At 70.9% G+C, this 18,405-nt stretch carries 14 protein-coding genes; 4 read left to right on the top strand and 10 right to left on the bottom strand.

Features of this window, described 5'->3' with window-relative positions:
- The first annotated feature begins 33 nt into the window (after positions 1-33).
- On the top strand, positions 34-510 hold the full coding sequence (locus ACH34T_RS39275; RefSeq protein WP_396026077.1) for a hypothetical protein: 477 nt from the start codon (positions 34-36) through the stop codon (positions 508-510).
- A 163-nt stretch (positions 511-673) separates the two neighbouring features.
- Here the strand turns inward: ACH34T_RS39275 and ACH34T_RS39270 are convergent, their stop codons facing one another.
- From ACH34T_RS39270 to ACH34T_RS39230, 9 genes are all read right to left on the bottom strand, one after another.
- Entirely contained in the window at positions 674-1,411 is a 738-nt protein-coding gene (locus ACH34T_RS39270) for an anti-sigma factor family protein (RefSeq protein ID WP_396026076.1), read from the bottom strand.
- On the bottom strand, positions 1,408-1,605 hold the full coding sequence (locus ACH34T_RS39265; protein ID WP_396026075.1) for a sigma factor-like helix-turn-helix DNA-binding protein: 198 nt from the start codon (positions 1,603-1,605) through the stop codon (positions 1,408-1,410). Before ACH34T_RS39265 ends, ACH34T_RS39270 begins: the two co-directional genes overlap by 4 nt.
- 250 nt (positions 1,606-1,855) lie before the next feature.
- The gene (locus ACH34T_RS39260) at positions 1,856-3,067 is read right to left on the bottom strand and encodes an alpha-hydroxy acid oxidase (RefSeq protein WP_396026074.1); all 1,212 of its coding nucleotides are present in this window, start codon (positions 3,065-3,067) and stop codon (positions 1,856-1,858) included.
- 7 nt (positions 3,068-3,074) lie between these two features.
- Positions 3,075-4,784 (bottom strand): thiamine pyrophosphate-requiring protein, encoded by a 1,710-nt coding sequence (locus tag ACH34T_RS39255; protein WP_396026073.1) that lies wholly within the window; start codon positions 4,782-4,784, stop codon positions 3,075-3,077.
- A gap of 51 nt (positions 4,785-4,835) precedes the next feature.
- Positions 4,836-6,059: an amidohydrolase family protein gene (locus tag ACH34T_RS39250; RefSeq protein ID WP_396026072.1), complete on the bottom strand. Its 1,224-nt coding sequence runs from the start codon at positions 6,057-6,059 to the stop codon at positions 4,836-4,838.
- Complete coding sequence (locus ACH34T_RS39245; protein WP_396026071.1) at positions 6,056-6,406, bottom strand: hypothetical protein; 351 nt, start codon at positions 6,404-6,406, stop codon at positions 6,056-6,058. Before ACH34T_RS39245 ends, ACH34T_RS39250 begins: the two co-directional genes overlap by 4 nt.
- Positions 6,393-6,761 (bottom strand): Rieske (2Fe-2S) protein, encoded by a 369-nt coding sequence (locus tag ACH34T_RS39240; protein ID WP_396026070.1) that lies wholly within the window; start codon positions 6,759-6,761, stop codon positions 6,393-6,395. The genes ACH34T_RS39245 and ACH34T_RS39240 overlap by 14 nt, the downstream gene beginning before the upstream one ends.
- 154 nt (positions 6,762-6,915) lie before the next feature.
- On the bottom strand, positions 6,916-8,637 hold the full coding sequence (locus ACH34T_RS39235; RefSeq protein ID WP_396026069.1) for a glycoside hydrolase family 9 protein: 1,722 nt from the start codon (positions 8,635-8,637) through the stop codon (positions 6,916-6,918).
- Between the two features lie 211 nt (positions 8,638-8,848).
- Entirely contained in the window at positions 8,849-9,883 is a 1,035-nt protein-coding gene (locus tag ACH34T_RS39230) for a M64 family metallopeptidase (protein ID WP_396026068.1), read from the bottom strand.
- Positions 9,884-10,060: 177 nt separating this feature from the next.
- Here ACH34T_RS39230 and ACH34T_RS39225 point away from each other — a divergent pair, with 177 nt between their 5' ends.
- Positions 10,061-11,011 carry a LysR family transcriptional regulator gene (locus ACH34T_RS39225; RefSeq protein WP_396026067.1) on the top strand — a complete coding sequence of 317 codons (951 nt, stop codon included), beginning with the start codon at positions 10,061-10,063 and terminating at the stop codon, positions 11,009-11,011.
- Between the two features lie 7 nt (positions 11,012-11,018).
- Here ACH34T_RS39225 and ACH34T_RS39220 read toward each other — a convergent pair whose 3' ends face one another.
- Positions 11,019-15,194 carry a Pls/PosA family non-ribosomal peptide synthetase gene (locus ACH34T_RS39220; RefSeq protein ID WP_396026066.1) on the bottom strand — a complete coding sequence of 1,392 codons (4,176 nt, stop codon included), beginning with the start codon at positions 15,192-15,194 and terminating at the stop codon, positions 11,019-11,021.
- A gap of 844 nt (positions 15,195-16,038) precedes the next feature.
- Here ACH34T_RS39220 and ACH34T_RS39215 point away from each other — a divergent pair.
- On the top strand, positions 16,039-16,989 hold the full coding sequence (locus ACH34T_RS39215) for a M20/M25/M40 family metallo-hydrolase (protein ID WP_396026065.1): 951 nt from the start codon (positions 16,039-16,041) through the stop codon (positions 16,987-16,989).
- A gap of 13 nt (positions 16,990-17,002) precedes the next feature.
- Positions 17,003-18,298: a M14 family metallopeptidase gene (locus ACH34T_RS39210; RefSeq protein WP_396026064.1), complete on the top strand. Its 1,296-nt coding sequence runs from the start codon at positions 17,003-17,005 to the stop codon at positions 18,296-18,298.
- Positions 18,299-18,405: the final 107 nt, after the last annotated feature.

Genomic DNA, 18,405 nt, shown 5'->3' with positions numbered 1-18,405 from the left:
TCACTCACCCCCCAATGCATAGGGAGTATTCTCATGCGCGCACGCATTGCCGTTCTCGGCGCGATCGCCGTCATCGGACTCGCCGGATGCGGCGGATCTGAGAAGGATCCTGGCCGATCCGGCCAAGGGCCGGCGGTGGAGAAGGCCGGTGAGGCGGCGGGCATAAAGGTCAGCCCGTCCGGCCTCGGGCCGATCATCACCGACCGGTCCGGACGGAGCCTGTACGCGTTCACCAAGGACAAGGCCGGGACGAGCGTCTGCGAAGGCGAGTGCATCGCCACCTGGCCCGCGCTCGCGGGCAAGGCGAAAGCCGCCCTCGGTGAAGGCGTCGACCGGTCGCTGGTAAAGCACTCCCAGCGGTCGGAGGGAACTTTCCAGGCCACGTATGGTGATTGGCCGCTCTACTACTATGCGGGTGACGCGCAGCCGGGCGATCTCGATGGCCAGGGCGTCGACGGAGAATGGTTCGTCGTCGGCGCCAACGGCAAGCTCGTCAAACGCGAGGCGTGATGTTCGCGACGGGCAGATCCGGTGCGTCCGCCGTCCGCGGCGGCGGTCGGCGCGCACGGATCAGCCCGATTTCGTCCGCCATTCTGGACGCGTCCGCAACAGGGTTTCGGCGCCAATTCGGCCGCACCGTGCTCTGGGTGCCGTGCCACCTGACGGGTATTCGTCAGGTGGGGATGGTCAGGAGGTCTCCGACGCCGTCGGCCCGGACGACGAGCCGGTCGAGTTCGCCGCGCGGGATCGCTATCCCGCCGTGCACCTGGAGATGGTCGGACGAGTCGATCGCGCCGTAGCCCCGCACCGGGACGGCCCAGCCGGTCACCTCGCTCTCCGCGCCCGTGGCGGAGACGGCGACGAGGCGGCAGGTGAGCGGCCCCTTCAGGTTGCCGAGGTCGAGGGCCACATGGGTTCCCCAGCCCTTGCTCTGCACCGCCGCGACGGCCTCCAGCCCGGACCGCTCGTCGGTGGCCGACCGGATCTCGCCCCAGCCGTGCAGGTCGGCGGGGATCGGCTCGCCGCCACGGGTCGTCCCGACGAGGACCCCGCCGGCGAAGAGGGCCGCCGCGGCGGCGGCGAGCAAGAGGCGGGTGCGCCGGACGCCGCGTCCGGACTGGCCGGGCCTGCCGATCCCGCCGCGCGGAACGCCTTGTCCGGGCCTGCCGGTTCCGCTGGGGGTGTCGCGGTGCCGTGTGAGGTCGGTGATTTCGCCTTCCGGGGCGGCGTGCGGGGTGTCCTCGACCGGGCCGAGGCCGGTGAGCAGATCCGCCATTCCGGCGAAGTCGCCGAGTTCGCCGGCGCAGCGGCGGCACGCGGCGAGGTGGTCCTCGAAGGCCTTCGCGTCGCCGGGCGTCAGCAGGCCCAGCGCGTAGGCCCCGACATCGGTGTGCTCGACCCCGGCGGTCACGCCGTCACGCCCCGCTCCTCCAAGGCGATCCGCAGTGCCCGGAGCGCGTAGTAGACGCGTGACTTCACCGTTTCGACGGGGAGCGCGAGCACGTCGGCGGCCTCGTTCACGGTGCGCCTGCTCAACACCGTCTCGTTCAGGATCTCGCGGTGGGCCGCGGACAGCGTACGGATGGCCTCCTCGACCACGACCATGCCCCACCGCCTTTCACTTGCCGGACGCGCCGATCCGCGACGCGAACCGTCCGCGACGATACCGCCTGAGGACGCGCCCGTTCCGGTTCCGAGCCGTCCATTTCGGGCGTGGACGAAGCGGCCGAAGAACCGCTCAAGGAAGAAACCGGCAGCTAGAAGTCGGATGATCTCCGGTCGTCACGATCCCTTACGGCGTTGTCGCTGATCGGGAGGGCACGCGATTGTGCCCTTCGCCTTGTCCCGGCGGCGTTCACCGGGCTTCTCCGTGCTCGGTCGCGGCGGACGGCGGGCGCCGGCGCAGCGACGTGGGGTCGAGGGCGTCGACGGACGGGACGCCGAGAAGCACGAGCGTACGCTCGATCTCCGATTTCAGGATGTCGAGAACGCGGATCACGCCGTCCTCGCCGCCGACGGCCAGCCCGTAGACGTACGGGCGGCCGATCAGGACGGCGCGCGCCCCGAGGGCGAGGGCCTTGACGACGTCGGCGCCGCGGCGGACGCCGCAGTCCAGCAGGATCTCGGTGCTCCGGGTTCCGACGGCGGCGACGATCTCCGGGAGGACGTCGAGCGTCGCGGGGGAGAAGTCGAGCTGGCGGCCGCCGTGGTTCGACACGACGATGCCGTCCAGGCCGAGGACGGCGGCCCGGTCCGCGTCCTCGGCGGTCAGGACGCCCTTGAGGTAGAGGCGGCCCGGCCAGCGGTCGCGCAGCCACGCGAGGTCGTCCCAGTCGAGCGTCGCCTGGCTCAGGTGGCGTTCCTGGATCTCCACCGACTCGACCGCCGCCGCGACGCCGCCGCCCTCGACGAGGTTCCGGGCGGAGATCCGGCGGTGCCGGAGCGTCCGGTACGTCCAGACCGGATGGCGGCACATCCGCAGCGCGCGGGCCGGCGTGAGGACGGGCGGCGGGCCCATGCCGGTGCGGCGCTCGCCCTCCCGGTTGCCGCGGACGGGATAGTCGGCGGTCACCATCATCATCCGGTTCCCGGCGTGCCAGGCCCGTTCCATGAGGGCGGACGCCGTCTCGCCCGAGTGCGGGTAGAGCTGGAAGAAGTGGTCCTCGGCGGTGGCGGCGGCGACCTCCTCGATCGTCCAGGACGACGCCGTGCTCAGCACGTGGCGGGTGCCGTGCCGCTCGGCCGCGCGGGCGGCGGCGACGTCGCCCCGCCAGTGGGCGAGGCCGGACAGGCCGACCGGTGCGAGCAGGACGGGCAGGTCGAGGCCGACGCCCGCGACGGTGGTCGCGAGGTCCGGCGCCCGGTGGCCGGTCAGGACGCGGGGACGGAACTCCCAGCGCGCGAAGGACTCCCGGTTCCCGGCGAGCGTGGCGAGGTCGTCCGCGCCGCCGTCGACGTACGCCCGGACCATCGCGGGCAACCGGCGGCGGGCCGCGCGCCGGTAGTCGTCCACGTTCAGCAGCGGCCCGGGGGACCGGGGGCGGAGGTCGAATCCGAACGCTCGCATCGGCGGCTCACACGCAGCGCACGTTGATGACCGCGGGGCGTCCCTCCTCGCGCACCGCGCGCAGCCCGCGCCGCAGCGCCGGGGCCAGCTCGGCACGTTCGGTGACCCGCTCGCCGTGGCCGCCCGAGGCTTCCGCGTACTTCTCGAACGCCGGGACCGGGTCGAGGCGCGCGAACGCGCTGACCTCCCCGGACGACGCGGCGTGGCCATCGGGATACATGGTCAGCGCGGAGTTCTCGACGGCGGCCCAGCGTCCGTTGGCGGCGATGACGGTCAGGACCGGCAGGCCGTGGGCCTGCATGGCGTGGTGGCACGCGGCCGGGTTGGCGAACATGTAGGAGCCGTCGCCGAGCGTCGCGATCACGGTCCGGCCGGGCCTGGCGAGGCGGACGCCGAGCGCCGCGGGCAGTCCCCAGCCGAGGCCGCCGTCGGGCGGCAGGCCGAAATAGCCGCCGGGCTCCAGCCCGCCGAGGAACTCGGGACGCGCCCAGTACTCGTTGACGATCACGCCGTCGTCCGGCCTGACCTGGGCGAGCGCCCAGTTCAGGAACGTCTTGTCGATCGGGCCGGTGGCGCGGGCGGCGGCGTCGAGGGTCGCCTGGCGGCGTGCGCGGCTCCGGCGCGCCGCCTCGGTGATCCGCCGGCGGCGGCCGGGATCGATCGCGCCCGCGCGCTCGTCCAGCGCGGCGAGCAGCGCGGTCAGCAGGCTCCGCGTGGCGGCCGTGATCGACAGGTCGGACCGGTGCCCTCTGATCGGGTACGCGCCGAAATGCGGATCGGGCCCGCACTGGACGACGATCGCCTCGTCCCGCGGCTCCGCCACTCCCGGCGTCCACGGGACGTCCACGTCGAGGAAGCACAGCACGTCCGCCTCGGCGAGGGCTGGGGCGAGGTCGAACCCGAGGTGCAGCGGATGCCCGGACGGGACGTTCACGTACCGCGGCTTGTGTTCGAGCACGCCGATCGAGAAGCGGCGGCACAGGTCGTCCAGGAGCGCCGCCGTCCGCGGATCGGCTCCCGTCGCCGCGGTGACGACGACGGGGTGGCGGGCTCCCGCGAGGTGGTCGGCGAGGCGGCCGACCGCGTCCGGGTCAGGGGACGCGGGGACGGGAGGCGGGGCGGGGCCGTCGCGCACCTCGACGCCGTTCACCGGCCGGGCCAGCGCTTCGCGCGGCAGGGTGAGATACACCGGCCCGGCCGGCTGCGTACGCGCGACGTCGAGCGCCCGGTCCACGACCGTCTCGACCTGCACTCCGTCACGCAGCTCGTAGTCCCATTTCACGAGTTCGCGGAGCATTCCCGCCTGGTCGTACAGCTCCTGCGCCCAGTGGATCCCGGCGTCGCGGGCGCCGGGCGCGCCGTCCTCGAACAGCGGGGTGCGACCCGCCGTGACCAGCAGCGGGACGCGGTTGCGCGCCGCGGTGAGGACGCCGCACACCGCGTTCGCCGTCCCGACGCTCGTGTGCAGCATCACCGCCTGCGGCCGCCCGTCGCCGAGATGCGCGCCGTGCGCCATCGAGACCGCGAGGTTCTCGTGCGCGCAGACCACGACCTCTGGCAGGTCGAGCCCGGATTCCGGACGCCGCGCGTACGCCTCGACGATCGGCGCGAAGTCCGTCCCGGCGTTCACGAAGAGGCGGTCGATCCCGCGGTTCTTCAGCAGCGCGAGGTACGCCTCGGCGACCGTCCCGGCCGCGAACCGCCTCGTCCGCCCCATCAGCCGGCGCTCGCCATCAGACCACCCTGCCCGTCAGACCACCCGGGTCCATCAGCCGACGCCCGGGCCCTCGGTGAGGTTGAACAGCCGCGCGGCGTTCAGGCCGAGGATGTTGCGCTTGGCCTTGGCGTCCAGGAACCGGATGCCGAGGATCGAGCTCGGCAGGTCGAAGTCCCAGTGCGGCCAGTCGGACGCGTACAGCAGCTGCGTCTCGGCGTTGATCGCCTTCATCGTCGCTTCGAGGAGGTCGTGGTCGTCGCACTCCATCGGCTGGGACGTGTAGTACATCTCCCGCATGTACTCGCTCGGCAGCCGGGTCAGCAGCGGCGCCTCCGACGTCCGCTTGAGGTACTCGTGGTCGAGGCGCTGCATCATGAACGGCACCCAGGCCAGGCCGCTCTCCACCCAGATGACCTTCAGCCGCGGGAAGCGCTCGGGCAGCCCGTTGATGATCCAGTTCGTCAGGTGCACCATGTTGCAGTGCACGAACGACAGCGCGTGCACCGAGATGAACCTGTTCATGGTCTTCATCCAGTCGTCGTCCCACGTCGGGCCGGCGTGGAACGCGATCGGCAGCCCCGTCTCCTCGATCGCCGCGTAGAGCTCCATGAACTGGTTGTCGTGGACGGGCGAGTACCGGATGCTCGTCACCAGGAACCCGACGACGCCAGGCCGCCCCGCGAACTCGCGGACGATCCGCAGCGACATCTCCGGGGAGCGCAGCGGCAGGTACGGCATGAACTTGATGCGCGGCTCCTCGGCGCAGAACGCCTCGATCATCCACCGGTTGTAGGCGTACGCGGCCTGCGCCTCGCCCTCGGCGAGCGGGGACATGCCGAGGCCGAGCAGGCTGGTCGGGAAGATGACCTGGACGTTGATGCCGATGGCGTCCATCGCGCGGCGCGACAGCTCGATGTCGCGGTGCCGGGTGACGCCCTCGACCGCCTCGGCCTGCGGGTCCTGGTGGGGCACCCGGCCGAACATCGACTGCGAGCTGACGCCCGACGCGCCAGGGCCCGGGTACGGGACGTACATCATGGTGCCGCGCGCGTCCAGGGTGGCGAGCGAGTTCGACCGCATGACCGGGTTCTCCATGAATTCGAGAACCTCGCGCCAGTGGGCGTTGGGCTCGCGGTGCGAGTCCACGTCGACGACGAAGTAGTCGTCCAGCCCGAACTCGTCCGACTGCTGGCGCGCGTGGTCGAGCATCTCCCGGGTGTCGGTGAAGCGGTCGAACACCGGCGTGAGCGTCTTCACCCGCGGATCGGTCGTCATCTCGGCTCCTGTCCGTCCTGGCCCTGCTCCTGTCGTCTCGCGGCGTCGACGCGGCTGTTGGAGAACCACACCGCGAACTCGAACGGGGTGAGCGACTGGGCGTGCAGCAGGGCCGCGGCGGCGGTGCACGCCTCCGTCGGCGTGAGCTTCAGCTCGGCGAGCGCGGCCGGGGCGTACGGGTTCTCCGAGCACCCGGAGTAGAGCCGGACGGCGAGCGTCAGCAGCGCCCCCAGCTGCACCGGGTCACTGGGCCCGTGGCCGGCCGCGGCGAGGTCGCCCAGCTCCGCGACGAGCCGGTCCAGCGCGGACGCCCGGTCGCCGGACGCCTGGTCGTCAGAGCTCGACAACGATCTCACCGCCCTTTTCGTAGACCTGGTAGCCGCGCAGCCGGACGCGCGGGTCGCCGGGATGCCTGCCGGTGCGCAGGTCGTACTCGTAGCCGTGCCAGGGGCACACGATGTGGACGTCGTCGGAGAACGCGTCCCCGAGGCTGCGCTTCCCGGCGTCGAGCCGTTCCGTCACCCGGTTGATGACCATTCCCTGGCACACCGGGCCGCCCGCGTGCACGCAGTAGTTGCCGTAGGCGTAGAGCACGCCGTCGATGCGGAAGACGCCGATCTCGGTGCCGTCGACGTCGACGACCAGCCGTTCTCCGTCGGCGAGCGCGTCCGAGCGCCCCACCACCACCTGCCCGTGCATCATCTCACCACCTCGGCATCAATATTGTATAGAGCACTCTGCGACGTCAATGTCCCACCGCGATAATTCTATTGAAGATAGGATATCGAGCCGCGGGCCCGGCGATACCGCCTGGTCAGGCGGCACCACCGGGCCTGAGCGGTCGGGGATGCGGGGGTCAGCCGAGGGCGACGGCGTTCAGGTACCAGCTCGTGTGGGGGAGCCACTGCTCGCCCCAGCGCCAGTCGTCGTCCTTGCCCGTCTGGGCGAACCCGTTGTCCCAGAGGATGCCGCTGCCGTTCTCGTTCTTGCCGGTGATCCCGTTGACGATGCCGCCGGGCGTCTGCAGGAACTGCCAGGACCCGAGCCACAGGTACTGCGGGTTGTTGCGTCCTGAGCCGTCGAGCATGCAGACGTCGTACGGGTTGGCGCCGAGGATCCAGTTGAGCTGGTCGGCCGCGTACGCGCGCAGCTTCGCCGCGAACGGCCGGTCGTCGGCGAACTGCCGCGCGGCGAGGCGCGCCGCGGTGGCGAGCGAGGCGATGCGCGCGTTCTCGCCCTGCCACCACTGGTCCCTGGTCCGCGGCGTCACGTTGTGCGGGAAGAAGAACTGGGCGGCCCGGTTGCCGTCCTTGTCCTGGACGAGCTGCCGCGCGTACCCGAACGGATTGCGCACCTCCGCGGTGACCGCCAGCTCCCACCGCATCGACCGGCGGACGGCCTCGACCGCCTGCTCCCTGTCGCGGCCGTCGGCGACGCCCGCGTACGTGAGCAGCGCCACGACCGGGAGCCCGGCGTCGGACGGGTGGAAGTACGGCCGGTCCTTGTCGTCCGCCCGCCAGTAGTCGCGGTGGCCCTGCCAGGACACCAGCCGGGACGCCAGATTCGCCGCGCGCTTGTCCGCGCTCTTTCGGTAGGCGTCGTCCTTGGTCGCGCGATAAAGCTCGACCGCGGCGAGCAGCGCGTTGTAGTCGTCCTGGATGTTCTCCTTGCCGTCATTGGTGAGGCGGACGTTGTTGGCTTCGAGATAGGCGAAGGCCTGCTTGGCGGCGGACAGATATTCGGCGCTCTCGTAGTCGCCCGAGACGTCGTGCGTGCTCGCGATGGCCAGCGCGGCGATCGCCACTCCGCCGCCTTCGCGGAAGTTGACCTGCGCGGTGCCGAGCATGCGTTTGACCGGGTCCTTCGGCGGGCCCGGCTGGTTGACGGTGCTGTAGAAGGACTGCCCGGGGACGTAGACGCGCCGCAGGTAATCCACGCCGAAGAGGCCCTCGTCCTGCAGCCAGGTGCGCAGCTGCGTGAAGTTCTCGTCGTTCCGCGCGGTCAGTTCCCGGTGGGAGATCAGCAGCGACCAGGCGGTGAGCGGAAGCTGGAGCGTGTTGAAGTAGGAAAGGGCGGACAGCTGCGTGAAGTGCTTGCCGAAATCGCCGGTCGCGTCGTACCACCCGCCGTGCGCGTCGAACGTCTTCCCGGTGTTGCCGAGGGGCAGCCGGCGGTCGAATTTGTCGTACTGGCCGGAGCAGCGCCAGCCTTTGAAATGGTGGACGACGTGCGAGAGCGTGTACCGCTCCAGCACCGTCGCCTCGATCTTGAACTGCGCCGACTGAGCGGAGCCGACGGCGAGGTAGTAGTCGCCCGCCCGCTTCACCTGGGAGAAGTCGGCGGTCCAGTAGCGGCGGCCGTCGTCCCAGTCGTCGACGGTGCCCGCGTGGTCGAGCCGTCCGCTGTGGACGGTCTGCCCCGTGTCGGCGTCGACGATCCGGTACCGTCCCGGCGCCCGGCGCGACGTGACCACAGCGCGCTTGGGCCCGGCCGGGTCGAAGCCCACGTTGTTGAGGAGGATCCGCGTCGTCGCGTCGCCGTCGTCCGGCGGCGCCGCGGCCTCGGCGGGCGCCGCCACGACGGAGGGGACCGTGAGTCCCGCCCCGGCCGTGGCCGCGCCAATCAGGAATCGCCGGCGATCGTGTCCTACGGTCATTGCTCGCACCACCCTTGGGTCGCTGAGCCCCCGAACTTCACTGCCGCGCGAAGTTAATTAACGACATTTCGATATTCCGCGATCTTGCGGCGAAGGTCAAGAGGGGACCGGGCGGGGCGGAAACGGCGAGCGTTCAGCCGCTCGCCCCCCTCGCGAAGGGCTTCTCGACGGGCAGGGTCTTCTCGAAGGGCAGGGTCTTCTCGCGGTAGAAGGCGGCGATCATCGCCTCCCTGCCGGGCAGGTTGAACTCGCGGCCCAGCGTGCGCATGATCGAGTTCTGGCTCGGACGGTAGATGCCGCGCAGGTGGTAGTAGGCGCCCTCGAAAGTGTCGATCACGCCGCCGTCGGGGGTGGGCTGCCCGAGGAATCGCGCCCACTTCGCCTGGTTCTGCTGCATCTGCCCCCTGGAGTAGATCGAGACGTTGAGTTCTCTGGGCTCGGGGCCCCGGTAGACGTCGCCCTGGCCGTCGCTGTACTCGTCGGCGAGGCCGCCGATCGAGTGCCCCATCTCGTGGACGGCGACCTCCCCCGACCGCGCGTTGCCGCCGGACGCGGTCGCCACGGCGCCGCCCGCCCCGCCGTAGGTGGTGGAGTTGCCCAGCGCGAGGACCTGGTCGACGTCGCGGGCCGCGGCGGCGTATTGCCGGGCCTTCGTTTCGTTGACGCACAGCAGCCGCTGGATTCCACCGCACCAGAAGCCCATGTCGAGCGCGGTCGCGCGGTCGACCCCCCGGCTGGGGTCATTGTCCACGCCGGATTGCTGGGAGACGACGTTGACCTGCCACACATTGAACTGACTGCGATGCGACCGGAATGGCTCCTTGGCCATGGTCTCCTCGAATTTGCCGCGCACGTGACCGCCGTAGGCGCCCATCTCCGACGCGGTGTAGCCGTCGCCGACGAAGACCAGGTCGAAGTGGTTCTCGCTCGGGCCGTTCACCTCGACCGGGATCACCTCGGCGGCCTCGACCAGGGAGCGGGGGGCCGGCGAGGCATGGATCTCGCGGGTGACGCGGACCCGCCGAATGGTGCCGTCCGGTGAGAACACTTCCCGCCATTCGGTGCGGACCGGCGCGGACTGTGCGGTGGCGGGTTCCGTCACAACGGTCAGTGCCGAGGCGGCTACGCCCACACCGGCCAGATAGGGGAGCAGGGGTCTGATACGCACGGGGGAACCTCCTGTGAGGATCTCCCGAGTATGGGAGAAAAAGGCCGCGCCTCCCCATCTCAGTTCTGCATAATCCCCGGCTTATGGATGGCGGGTATCGCGGATCCAGCGGAACCCGGCGCCCGGCGTCCCCGTCCTCTATATTTCAGAGCCAATGGCGTGGAAAGGCGGTGTGACGTGCAGCTTGAGCTCCGCCATCTCCGGACGCTGTGCGCGATCGCGGACGCCGGCAGCCTGAGCCGCGCGGCCGCGGCGGTCGGCGTCTCCCAGCCCGCCCTGACCGGACGGCTCCACCGGATCGAGACGTCCCTCGGCGGCCAGGTCTTCCGCCGCGGGCGGCAGGGCATCAGCCCGACGCCGTTCGGCCTGTTCGTGCTGAGCCGGGCGCGGTCCGTGCTGGTCACCGTGGACGAGCTGCTCGCCGGCACCGGGACCGAATCCGTCGCGGCGGGCGTGCGCGTCGGCGGCTACGCGACACCCGTCCTCACCGGGCTGCTGCACCGGCTCTTCGAGCTGCCCGGCGCCCGCATCACCGTGCACACCGAATACTCGCCGCGGCTGCTGCTCGATCTCCTGGCGTCCCGGCGGCTCGACGCGGCGACCCTGGTCGACTATCCGGGGCACGAGCTGCCGGCCCGGCCCAGCGTCGGCGTCCGCGTCATCGCCACCGAGCCGATCGCGGTCGCGCTGCCCGCCGGCCACCCGCTCGGCGCCGCCGACGAGGTGCCGCTGGCCCGGCTCGCCGCCGAGGACTGGCTGGTCACGCCCCCGGACGGCGCCGGATGGCCGGAGTACTTCTACACCGCCTGCCAGGAGGCGGGCTTCGCACCCCGCGTCCGGCACATGATGACCGAGCACGACATGATCCGCGCGCTCGTGGCGGAGGGACGCGCGGTCGCCCCCTGCCAGGCGACCCTGACGGTCGGCGCGGACGTCGTCGTCCGCCCCCTGACGAGCCCCACCCTGTGGATGCGGCACCTGCTCGCCTGGCGGCTCGGGGGCCCGCTCGCCGACCGGGCCCCCGAGCTTGCCGCGCTGGCGGCCGAGGCGCACCGGACGGCCGCCGCCGGCGTCCCCGGCCTCGCCGACCGGCTGCTGCCCGGCGGCACCGCCACGACTCGCGCCTAACGCTCGCCTAACGCTCGCCGGGCGCCGCCTCGATGGCCGTCTCGATGCGCTCGCCCGATACCGCATGGATGGGCACGTGAGACTGCCCGGCGGGATTTCCGAGCCAGTGCGCGTCCGGCGGGACCTCCTCGCCCTTCATGAGGAAGGAGTCGGCGGCGAGGACGGCCCCCTCGCCCATCGTCACGTCGTAGTGGACGAACGACTCCACGCCCAGGGTGCAGCGGTCGCCGAGCCGGGTCCGGCCGGATTTGAAGACCCCCTCTTCCAGGGAATGGCACTGGATCACGGTTCCCGCGTTGAGCGTGCACTCGTCCCCGATGGTGACCAATGTCTTCTCCGGAATGGCGCAGCCGTCGTCGAAGACCCGGCGGCCGATGCGCACGCCCATCAGCCGCCAGAGCACGTTCTTGAACGGGGTGCCGCTGAACAGCGCCTGCCCGCCCATCTTCCAGAGCCGCTCGTGGAACCAGAAATAGCGCTCGTAGATCGAGCACAGCTGCGGCTTGAGAGACCGGAAACGCAGGACGGCGCGCTCGACCAGCACGCCGTAGCCGGCGGTGAACAGGAGCGCGGCCAGCACGGCAGCGACGATCCCGGTCACCGGCTGGACGTGCAGCAGATCCTCGACGACCAGCATCAGCACCGTCACCCCGAAGATACGGAACCATCCGACCAGGAGGAAAAGGCCCATGGTGGCGAGGTTGTAGCGGTTCTTGGCCGACAGGCGGCGGCGGAACTCGTCCCCCTTCTCCATTTCGGAGAACGCGTGGTCGCGCTCCACCGAGCGGGGGATCTCGAAGCACGGCGAGCCCAGCAGGCCCGTGTTCTCCCGGACCGGGCCGTCGATCGGCACCGCCACCTTCGTCCCGAGCAGGACGTTGTCGCCGACCGCCGCGTTCGCCGGGAACGCGATGTTGTTGCCGAGGAAGTTGCGCGCCCCGATCTTCACCTCCGACACCGTGAAGGACGTGCTGGAGTAGTCCGCGTTCATGATCCACAGCGCGTCCGAGACCATCGTGCCGCTGCCCACGGTGGTCAGGTAGGGCGAGTGGTGCGACAGCTCGGTGCCGAAGTTGCTGCCCGTCTGCACGATCGGCCGCGCGAAGCGGTACCCGAGGGCGCGCAGGTAGCCGACGACGAAGGAGCTGTCCCCGAACAGGTTGTTGAAGAACGGGAGGTTGGTGACGCGCTTGGTCGTCATGATCGCCCAGAAGCGCAGCCCGAACAGCCGGTAGACCCGGCCGGGCCTGATGAAGAGGCCGAGCAGGCGGGGCAAGGTGAGCACGAACGCCAGGCTCGCGACGGCGCCCCCGAAGAACAGCACGCCCGAGATCAGCACGGCCTCCCCGAGGATCTCCAGGCGTCCGAGGCCCTCCGGCTGCGTCTCCATGATCTCGGCGAGCATCGGGACCTCCGTGAGGAGCGACACCAGCAGGACGATCCCGAGCGGCCCGGTGACCGCGATATGGGTCAGCAGTTGCAGCACGCTGTAGCCGACCCGCCGCACGGTGCCGCACTTCCGCTCGGGAAGCGTCAGGTAGTCGGTGCCGGTCGGGCGGGCCGGGCAGCCGTGCCAGCGCTCGCCCGCGGGCACGGTCTGCCCGGCGTGCAGGGACGACGCGTGCCCGAGCTGGGTGCCGTCCTCCATGACGGTGTCGATGTCCAGGACCGTCTTGTCCCCGACGAACACGCGCTCGCCGAGCGTGATCGCGCCCGTCCGGATCACCCCGTCGTCGGCCCGGTACCCGGCCATCGCGCAGTTCTCCCTGATGACCGTCCCGGCGCCGACGGTGAGCAGGTCGGTGCACACGGGCGTCCTGGCGAAGATCACGGCGCCGCGGCCGATCCGCGCGCCCAGCGTCCGCAGGTAGAAGGAGTAGACCGGCGACCCGGCCAGCAGCGCCATCGGGCTCGACCGGATGAGCGTCTTGACCGTCCAGAAACGCACGTAGTCCAGGCTCCAGACGCGGATCTCCCGCGGTCTCCACCGGCCGATGAGCGTCCATTTCGCCAGGACGGGCAGCGCGCACGAGAACGTGAAGACCGCGCCTCCGGCCAGCAGGCCCCGCAGGTAGAGGTCGGCGGGGCCGGTGGCGTCGCGCGCGAACCTGTAGCCGGCGAGCACGACGCCGGCGGCGGAGTAGGCCGTCGCGATGAACAGCAGCAGCTGCAGGACGCCGCAGACCACGTACTCGCGGGCGCGCTTCCGTTCGGACGGCCGCGCCGGGACGGGATCCCGGGACGCCGCCCGCGCCGACTCCCCGGGCGCGGCGACCTCCGTGCCGGGCGGCGCCGCCCGTTCGGCCAGCACCGCGGCCAGGCCCCTGACCTCCGGGTTCTGGTAGACGTCCAGCATCGACACCGGCAGGCCCGTCCGCTCCCGGAGGGCGGCGCAGAAGCGGGCCATCAGCAGCGAGTCTGCGCCCAGATCGTCGAAGAAATGGCTGTCGGCCGACACCCGGTCCAGCCGCAGCACGTCCGCGAGCGCGGCGGCGATCTCCCGCTCCGTCCCGGTCTCCGGCGCGACGTGGCCGTTGTGCGCGGCCGGGCCTCGCGGCCTGGTCGGCGGGGGCAGCCGCCCGCGGTCGGCCTTGTCGCTGGCGAGCATCGGGATGGCGTCGAGCTCCTCGAAGTACGCCGGCACCATGTAGCTCGGCAGGTGCTGCCTGGCCCGCGCGCGGAGCAGGTCGCGGTCCAGTGGCGCGTCGCGGTTCCGCCGGGTGAAGTAGGCCACGAGCTCGACCACGCCCGGCTCCGGCTCGTGCGTGCCGACCACCACCTGCGCGACCTCGGGCGCCTGCGACAGGACCGACTCGATCTCCGTCAGCTCGATCCGGTACCCGCGGATCTTGACCTGGGTGTCGATGCGGCCGTGGTACTCGATCTCGCCCCAGTCGTTGATCCGGCCCAGGTCGCCGGTGCGGTAGATCCGGCCGGACGGGTTGTTCCCGATGCCGATGAAGTCGCGGACGAACCGGCTCGCGGTGAGGTCGTCCCGGTTGACGTAGCCGCTCGCCAGCCCGACGCCCGCGATGCCGATCTCGCCCAGCTCGCCTCGCGGGAGGGCCCGGTCCTCGTCCGGGTCCAGGACGACGACGGAGTAGGTCGGCAGCGGGACGCCGATCGTCACCGCGCGGTCCGGGTGCAGCGGCGTCCACGTCGCGGTGACGGTCGCCTCGGTCGGCCCGTACACGTTGAGGAACCTGCGGCCTGGACGGTGCCAGCGGGCGACGAGGTCCTGCGGGCACGCCTCGCCCGACACCAGCAGGAAGCGCAGTCCTGGGAGGTCCTCGTCCAGGGTGGCCAGGAGCGTCGGGACGCAGCACAGCGCGGTGACGCGCCGCGCCCGCATGAAGTCCAGCAGGTCGGCGCCGACCAGCACCGCCCCGCCCGGTTTCGGGACGAGCGTCGCGCCCGAGATCAGCGGCACCCAGATCTCCTCGACGGAGAAGTCGAAGGCGATCGTCATGCCCTGGTACATGCGGTCCGCAGGCAGGATCCCGTACACCTCGACGGCGACGCGGACGAAGTTGCAGATGGCGGCGTGCTCGATCGCGACGCCCTTGGGACGGCCCGTCGAGCCGGACGTGTAGACGATGTAGCACAGGTCGTCGGGCGGGAGGCCCTTCTCGGCGTCCGTGAGGCGGTCGCCGGAAAGCGCGCCGACCGCCGCCGCCTCGTCGACGCACAGCACCGCCGCGCCGGCCTGCCGCAGGTGCCCGCGCAGGTGCGACAGGGACAGGACGGTCCGCACGCCCGCGTCCCCCACGATGTAGGACAGCCGGTCCGGCGGGTACCCGGCGTCGAGCGGCACGTACACCGCGTTGATCTTGAGGACGGCCAGCGTCGCCGCGTAGGAGTGGACGGCGTCGTCGAACAGCAGCCCGATCCGGTCTCCGGGGCGGGCGCCCTCCGCCAGCAGGTGCCGGGCGAGCCGGTTGGCGCGCTCGTCCAGCTCGCCGTAGGTGAGGACGAGGTCGCCCGTGTCGACGGCGAGGTGCTCGCCGCGGCCCTCGTCCAGGAACCGGTCGCATTGCTCCTCGAACAGGTGCTCAAGGCGCTCTCCCGGCCGCCAGCGAATGTCCTGCGCGTGCCCCGTCGCGACCAGCACGTGGTCGGGGGTGACATGTCGGGCCGTCTCTCCGGGAACGGCGAGCATGCGGCCGCCCGCTTCTGTCGTCATCTTCACTCCGCCCTGGGTGCAGATAAATTCCCCCGAATCGCATCCGCGGCCGAGTCAGGACCCGCAAGATGAGAAGTCAGGACCGAAAGATGATCCAACCGAACCATTGGTCAGCCATAGACCGTGACCAGAGGCGGTCATGGAACGGCCTGGCAGGCATTCCCATTGACCATGCATTGACATCGCTTTAAACGTTTCATTGACTATGCCGTTCCGGCCCTGGGTGCCGAGAAAATGCCGAGGTCGGCAACGGGCGCCGGCGGACCGCGACCCCCGCCGAGAGTTGTGGATCATGAAATCGGGCAACGCCTTGAAACGTTTCATTTCAACCGCCTTCATTCACATTCAAGAGGCGGGAACGCGCCTTTCTATTAGCTGTAGTGACCGCTGCCGGACGGCGTTCCCGCCCATGACCACCTGAAACGCCGCCCGGAATCACGGCGGGGCCCGAAGTTCGTCACACATTGCTCTTTACGAGGCCAATGCCCGCGCATACTGTTCAGCGTCATCCTCCCTCTGGTGCGCACGCGCCGGAGTCCCCCCGCTGGAGGCAACGACGAATGCGCAGAAGAGCACTGCCGGATGGCGCCCATGCCACCCCGGCGGCGGTACCGGCGTTCCCCCGAACGTCGCGGAACCGTTGAACCGGAACCGGCACCGGCCCGCCGCCCGGCGGGCCGCGGCCACCGCCCGACGACCGCGACCGGCCTTCTAGGCCGACGCCCCCGACACCGCCCCGGCCCTTCGAGGCAGCGGCCCACCGTGGGCTCCCTGCCTGCCCGCCGGACAGTCCCCCCGCACACGCTCCCCCCGGAACACAGATCCGATTGGTCAGGTAACCCCCATGATGAAACGCAAGCGCGTCCTCGGCTCCGCCGCGATCGGCGCCGGCCTGCTCGCCGCGACGCTGGGCCTCCCCGGCACCGGCGCGGTGGCGCAGCCCGCGCCGCCCCCCGCCGCCGTCTCCGTCCAGTCGCCGGACATCCCCGCGGCCAACTCGATGGCGCACGCCCAGCAGTTCCAGACCATCGCCAGTTCCAACGGCGGCAACCGCGCGCACGGCAGGCCCGGCTTCCGCGCCTCCGCCGACTTCGTGAAGGCGAAGCTGGACGCGGCCGGATTCCAGACCACGCTGCAGTCCTTCACCTACCAGGGTGCCACCGGCTGGAACCTGATCGCCGACTGGCCGCAGGGCGACCCCAACCAGGTCGTCTTCCTGGGCGCGCACCTCGACGGCGTGCCCGCCGGCCCCGGTGTCAACGACAACGGCTCCGGCTCCAGCGCCGTCCTGGAGACCGCGCTCGCCGTCGCCCGCGCCAACGCCAAGCCCACCAAGCGGCTCCGGTTCGGCTGGTGGGGCGCCGAGGAGCTCGGCCTGATCGGCTCGAAGTACTACGTCCAGCAGCTGCCCGCCGCGGAGCGGTCGAAGATCAACGCCTACCTCAACTTCGACATGGTGGGCGCGAAGGGCACCCGGACCTGGGGCGTCTACACCGACACCCCGAGCCTGAGCGCGACGTTCACCGAGTACTTCCGCAGCAAGAACCTCCCCACCCAGGGGTTCAACATCGGCGCGCGGTCCGACCACGCCTCGTTCAAGAACGCCGGTATCCAGGTCAGCGGCATCGCCAGCGGCAACGACCCCTGCTACCACGCGCGCTGCGACGACATCAACAACATCGAGTCGTCGGTGATGGGCCACGCCACCAACGCCGCCGCCTACGCGGCGTGGAAGCTCGCGGGCATCCCCGAGGGCGCCGCGCTCCCCGGATCGCCGTACCGGCCGGTCGGCTGAGGAGAACGAACCGATGAGAACACGTAACCTCAAGGCGGCCCTCGTCGCGGTCTGCCTGGGCGCGGCCACCCTGACCGTCGTCGGGACCACCGCGTCCGCCGCCCCGACGACGGTCGCCGGAGCGCCCGCCGCCCCCGCCGAGACCGCGAAGCGCTTCCTCGTCACGGGCCCCGAGACGTCCGCACAGCGGACGCAGGTCGCCCGCACCGGCGCCGCGATCGACCTGGTGCGCCCCGCCGCGGGCGGGCTGGAGGTCAGCGCCATCCCGGCCGAGGTCGCCGCCATCAAGCGGCTCGGCTTCGGCGTCAGCCCGCTCGGCGCCTTCCCCCGGCACGCCGCGTCGGCGCAGTCGTACCACACGCACGCGGAGACGATGGCCGAGCTCGACCAGGTCGTCGCCAACTATCCGCAGATCGCGAAGAAGTTCAGCATCGGCAAGTCCTACGAGGGCCGCGACATCGTCGGCGTCAAGATCAGCGACAACGTGGCGACCGACGAGGCCGAGCCCGAGGTCTTCTACCAGGCCAACATCCACGCCCGCGAGCGCCTCACCAACGAGCAGGCGCTGTACTTCATCGGGATCCTCACCAAGGAGTACAACTCCACGGCGCGGATCACCAAGCTGGTCAACGAGCGGGAGTTCTGGATCATCCCGATCCTCAACCCCGACGGCCAGATCTACGACATGACCAGCGACACCCAGGCCGGCCGCATGTGGCGCAAGAACCGGCAGGGCGTCGACCTCAACCGCAACTACGACTACAAGTGGGGATGCTGCGGCGGCTCGTCCGGCACCCCGTCCAGCGAGACGTACCGGGGCCCGTCGCCGGCGTCGGCGCCCGAGATCCGGGCCGTGCAGAACTTCGTGAAGAGCCGGGTCGTCGGCGGGAAACAGCAGATCGGGATGTTCCTCGACATCCACTCCGTGGCGAACCTCGTGCTGTGGCCGTTCGGCTACACCACCGCCAACACCGTGCCCGGCGCGATGTCGGCCGACGAGGAGGCCGCGCACCGCACCATCGGCGTCGAGGTCGCCCGCTTCAACCGCTACACACCCGAACAGTCGAGCGACCTCTACATCACCGACGGCAGCTCCGACGACTGGCTGTGGGGAGACCAGCGCATCTTCTCCTACACGTTCGAGCTCGGCGGCGGCAGCTTCTACCCGGCGCCCTCGCAGATCGAGTCGCTCACCCAGATCAACCGCGACCCGCTGCTGGTTCTGGCCGAATACGCGGACTGCCCGTACCGCGCCATCAACAAGCAGGACCAGTACTGCGGCGCGGGCCTGCGCGCCAGCCACGGGTGACCGATTCCGTAACCGCCAAGCGGAGCATCGACGAACGCTCGACGTTCCTCCGAGCGCGTAGCCAATGCCCGTGACCCTCTTACCCACCCGGGTTTCTCGGACACCGT

The sequence above is a fragment of the Actinomadura sp. 9N215 genome (genome assembly GCF_044326345.1).
Taxonomy (GTDB): Bacteria; Actinomycetota; Actinomycetes; order Streptosporangiales; family Streptosporangiaceae; genus Spirillospora.
The sequence above is the reverse complement of the archived record's forward strand: the minus strand, read 5'-3'. Positions and strand labels throughout refer to the sequence as shown.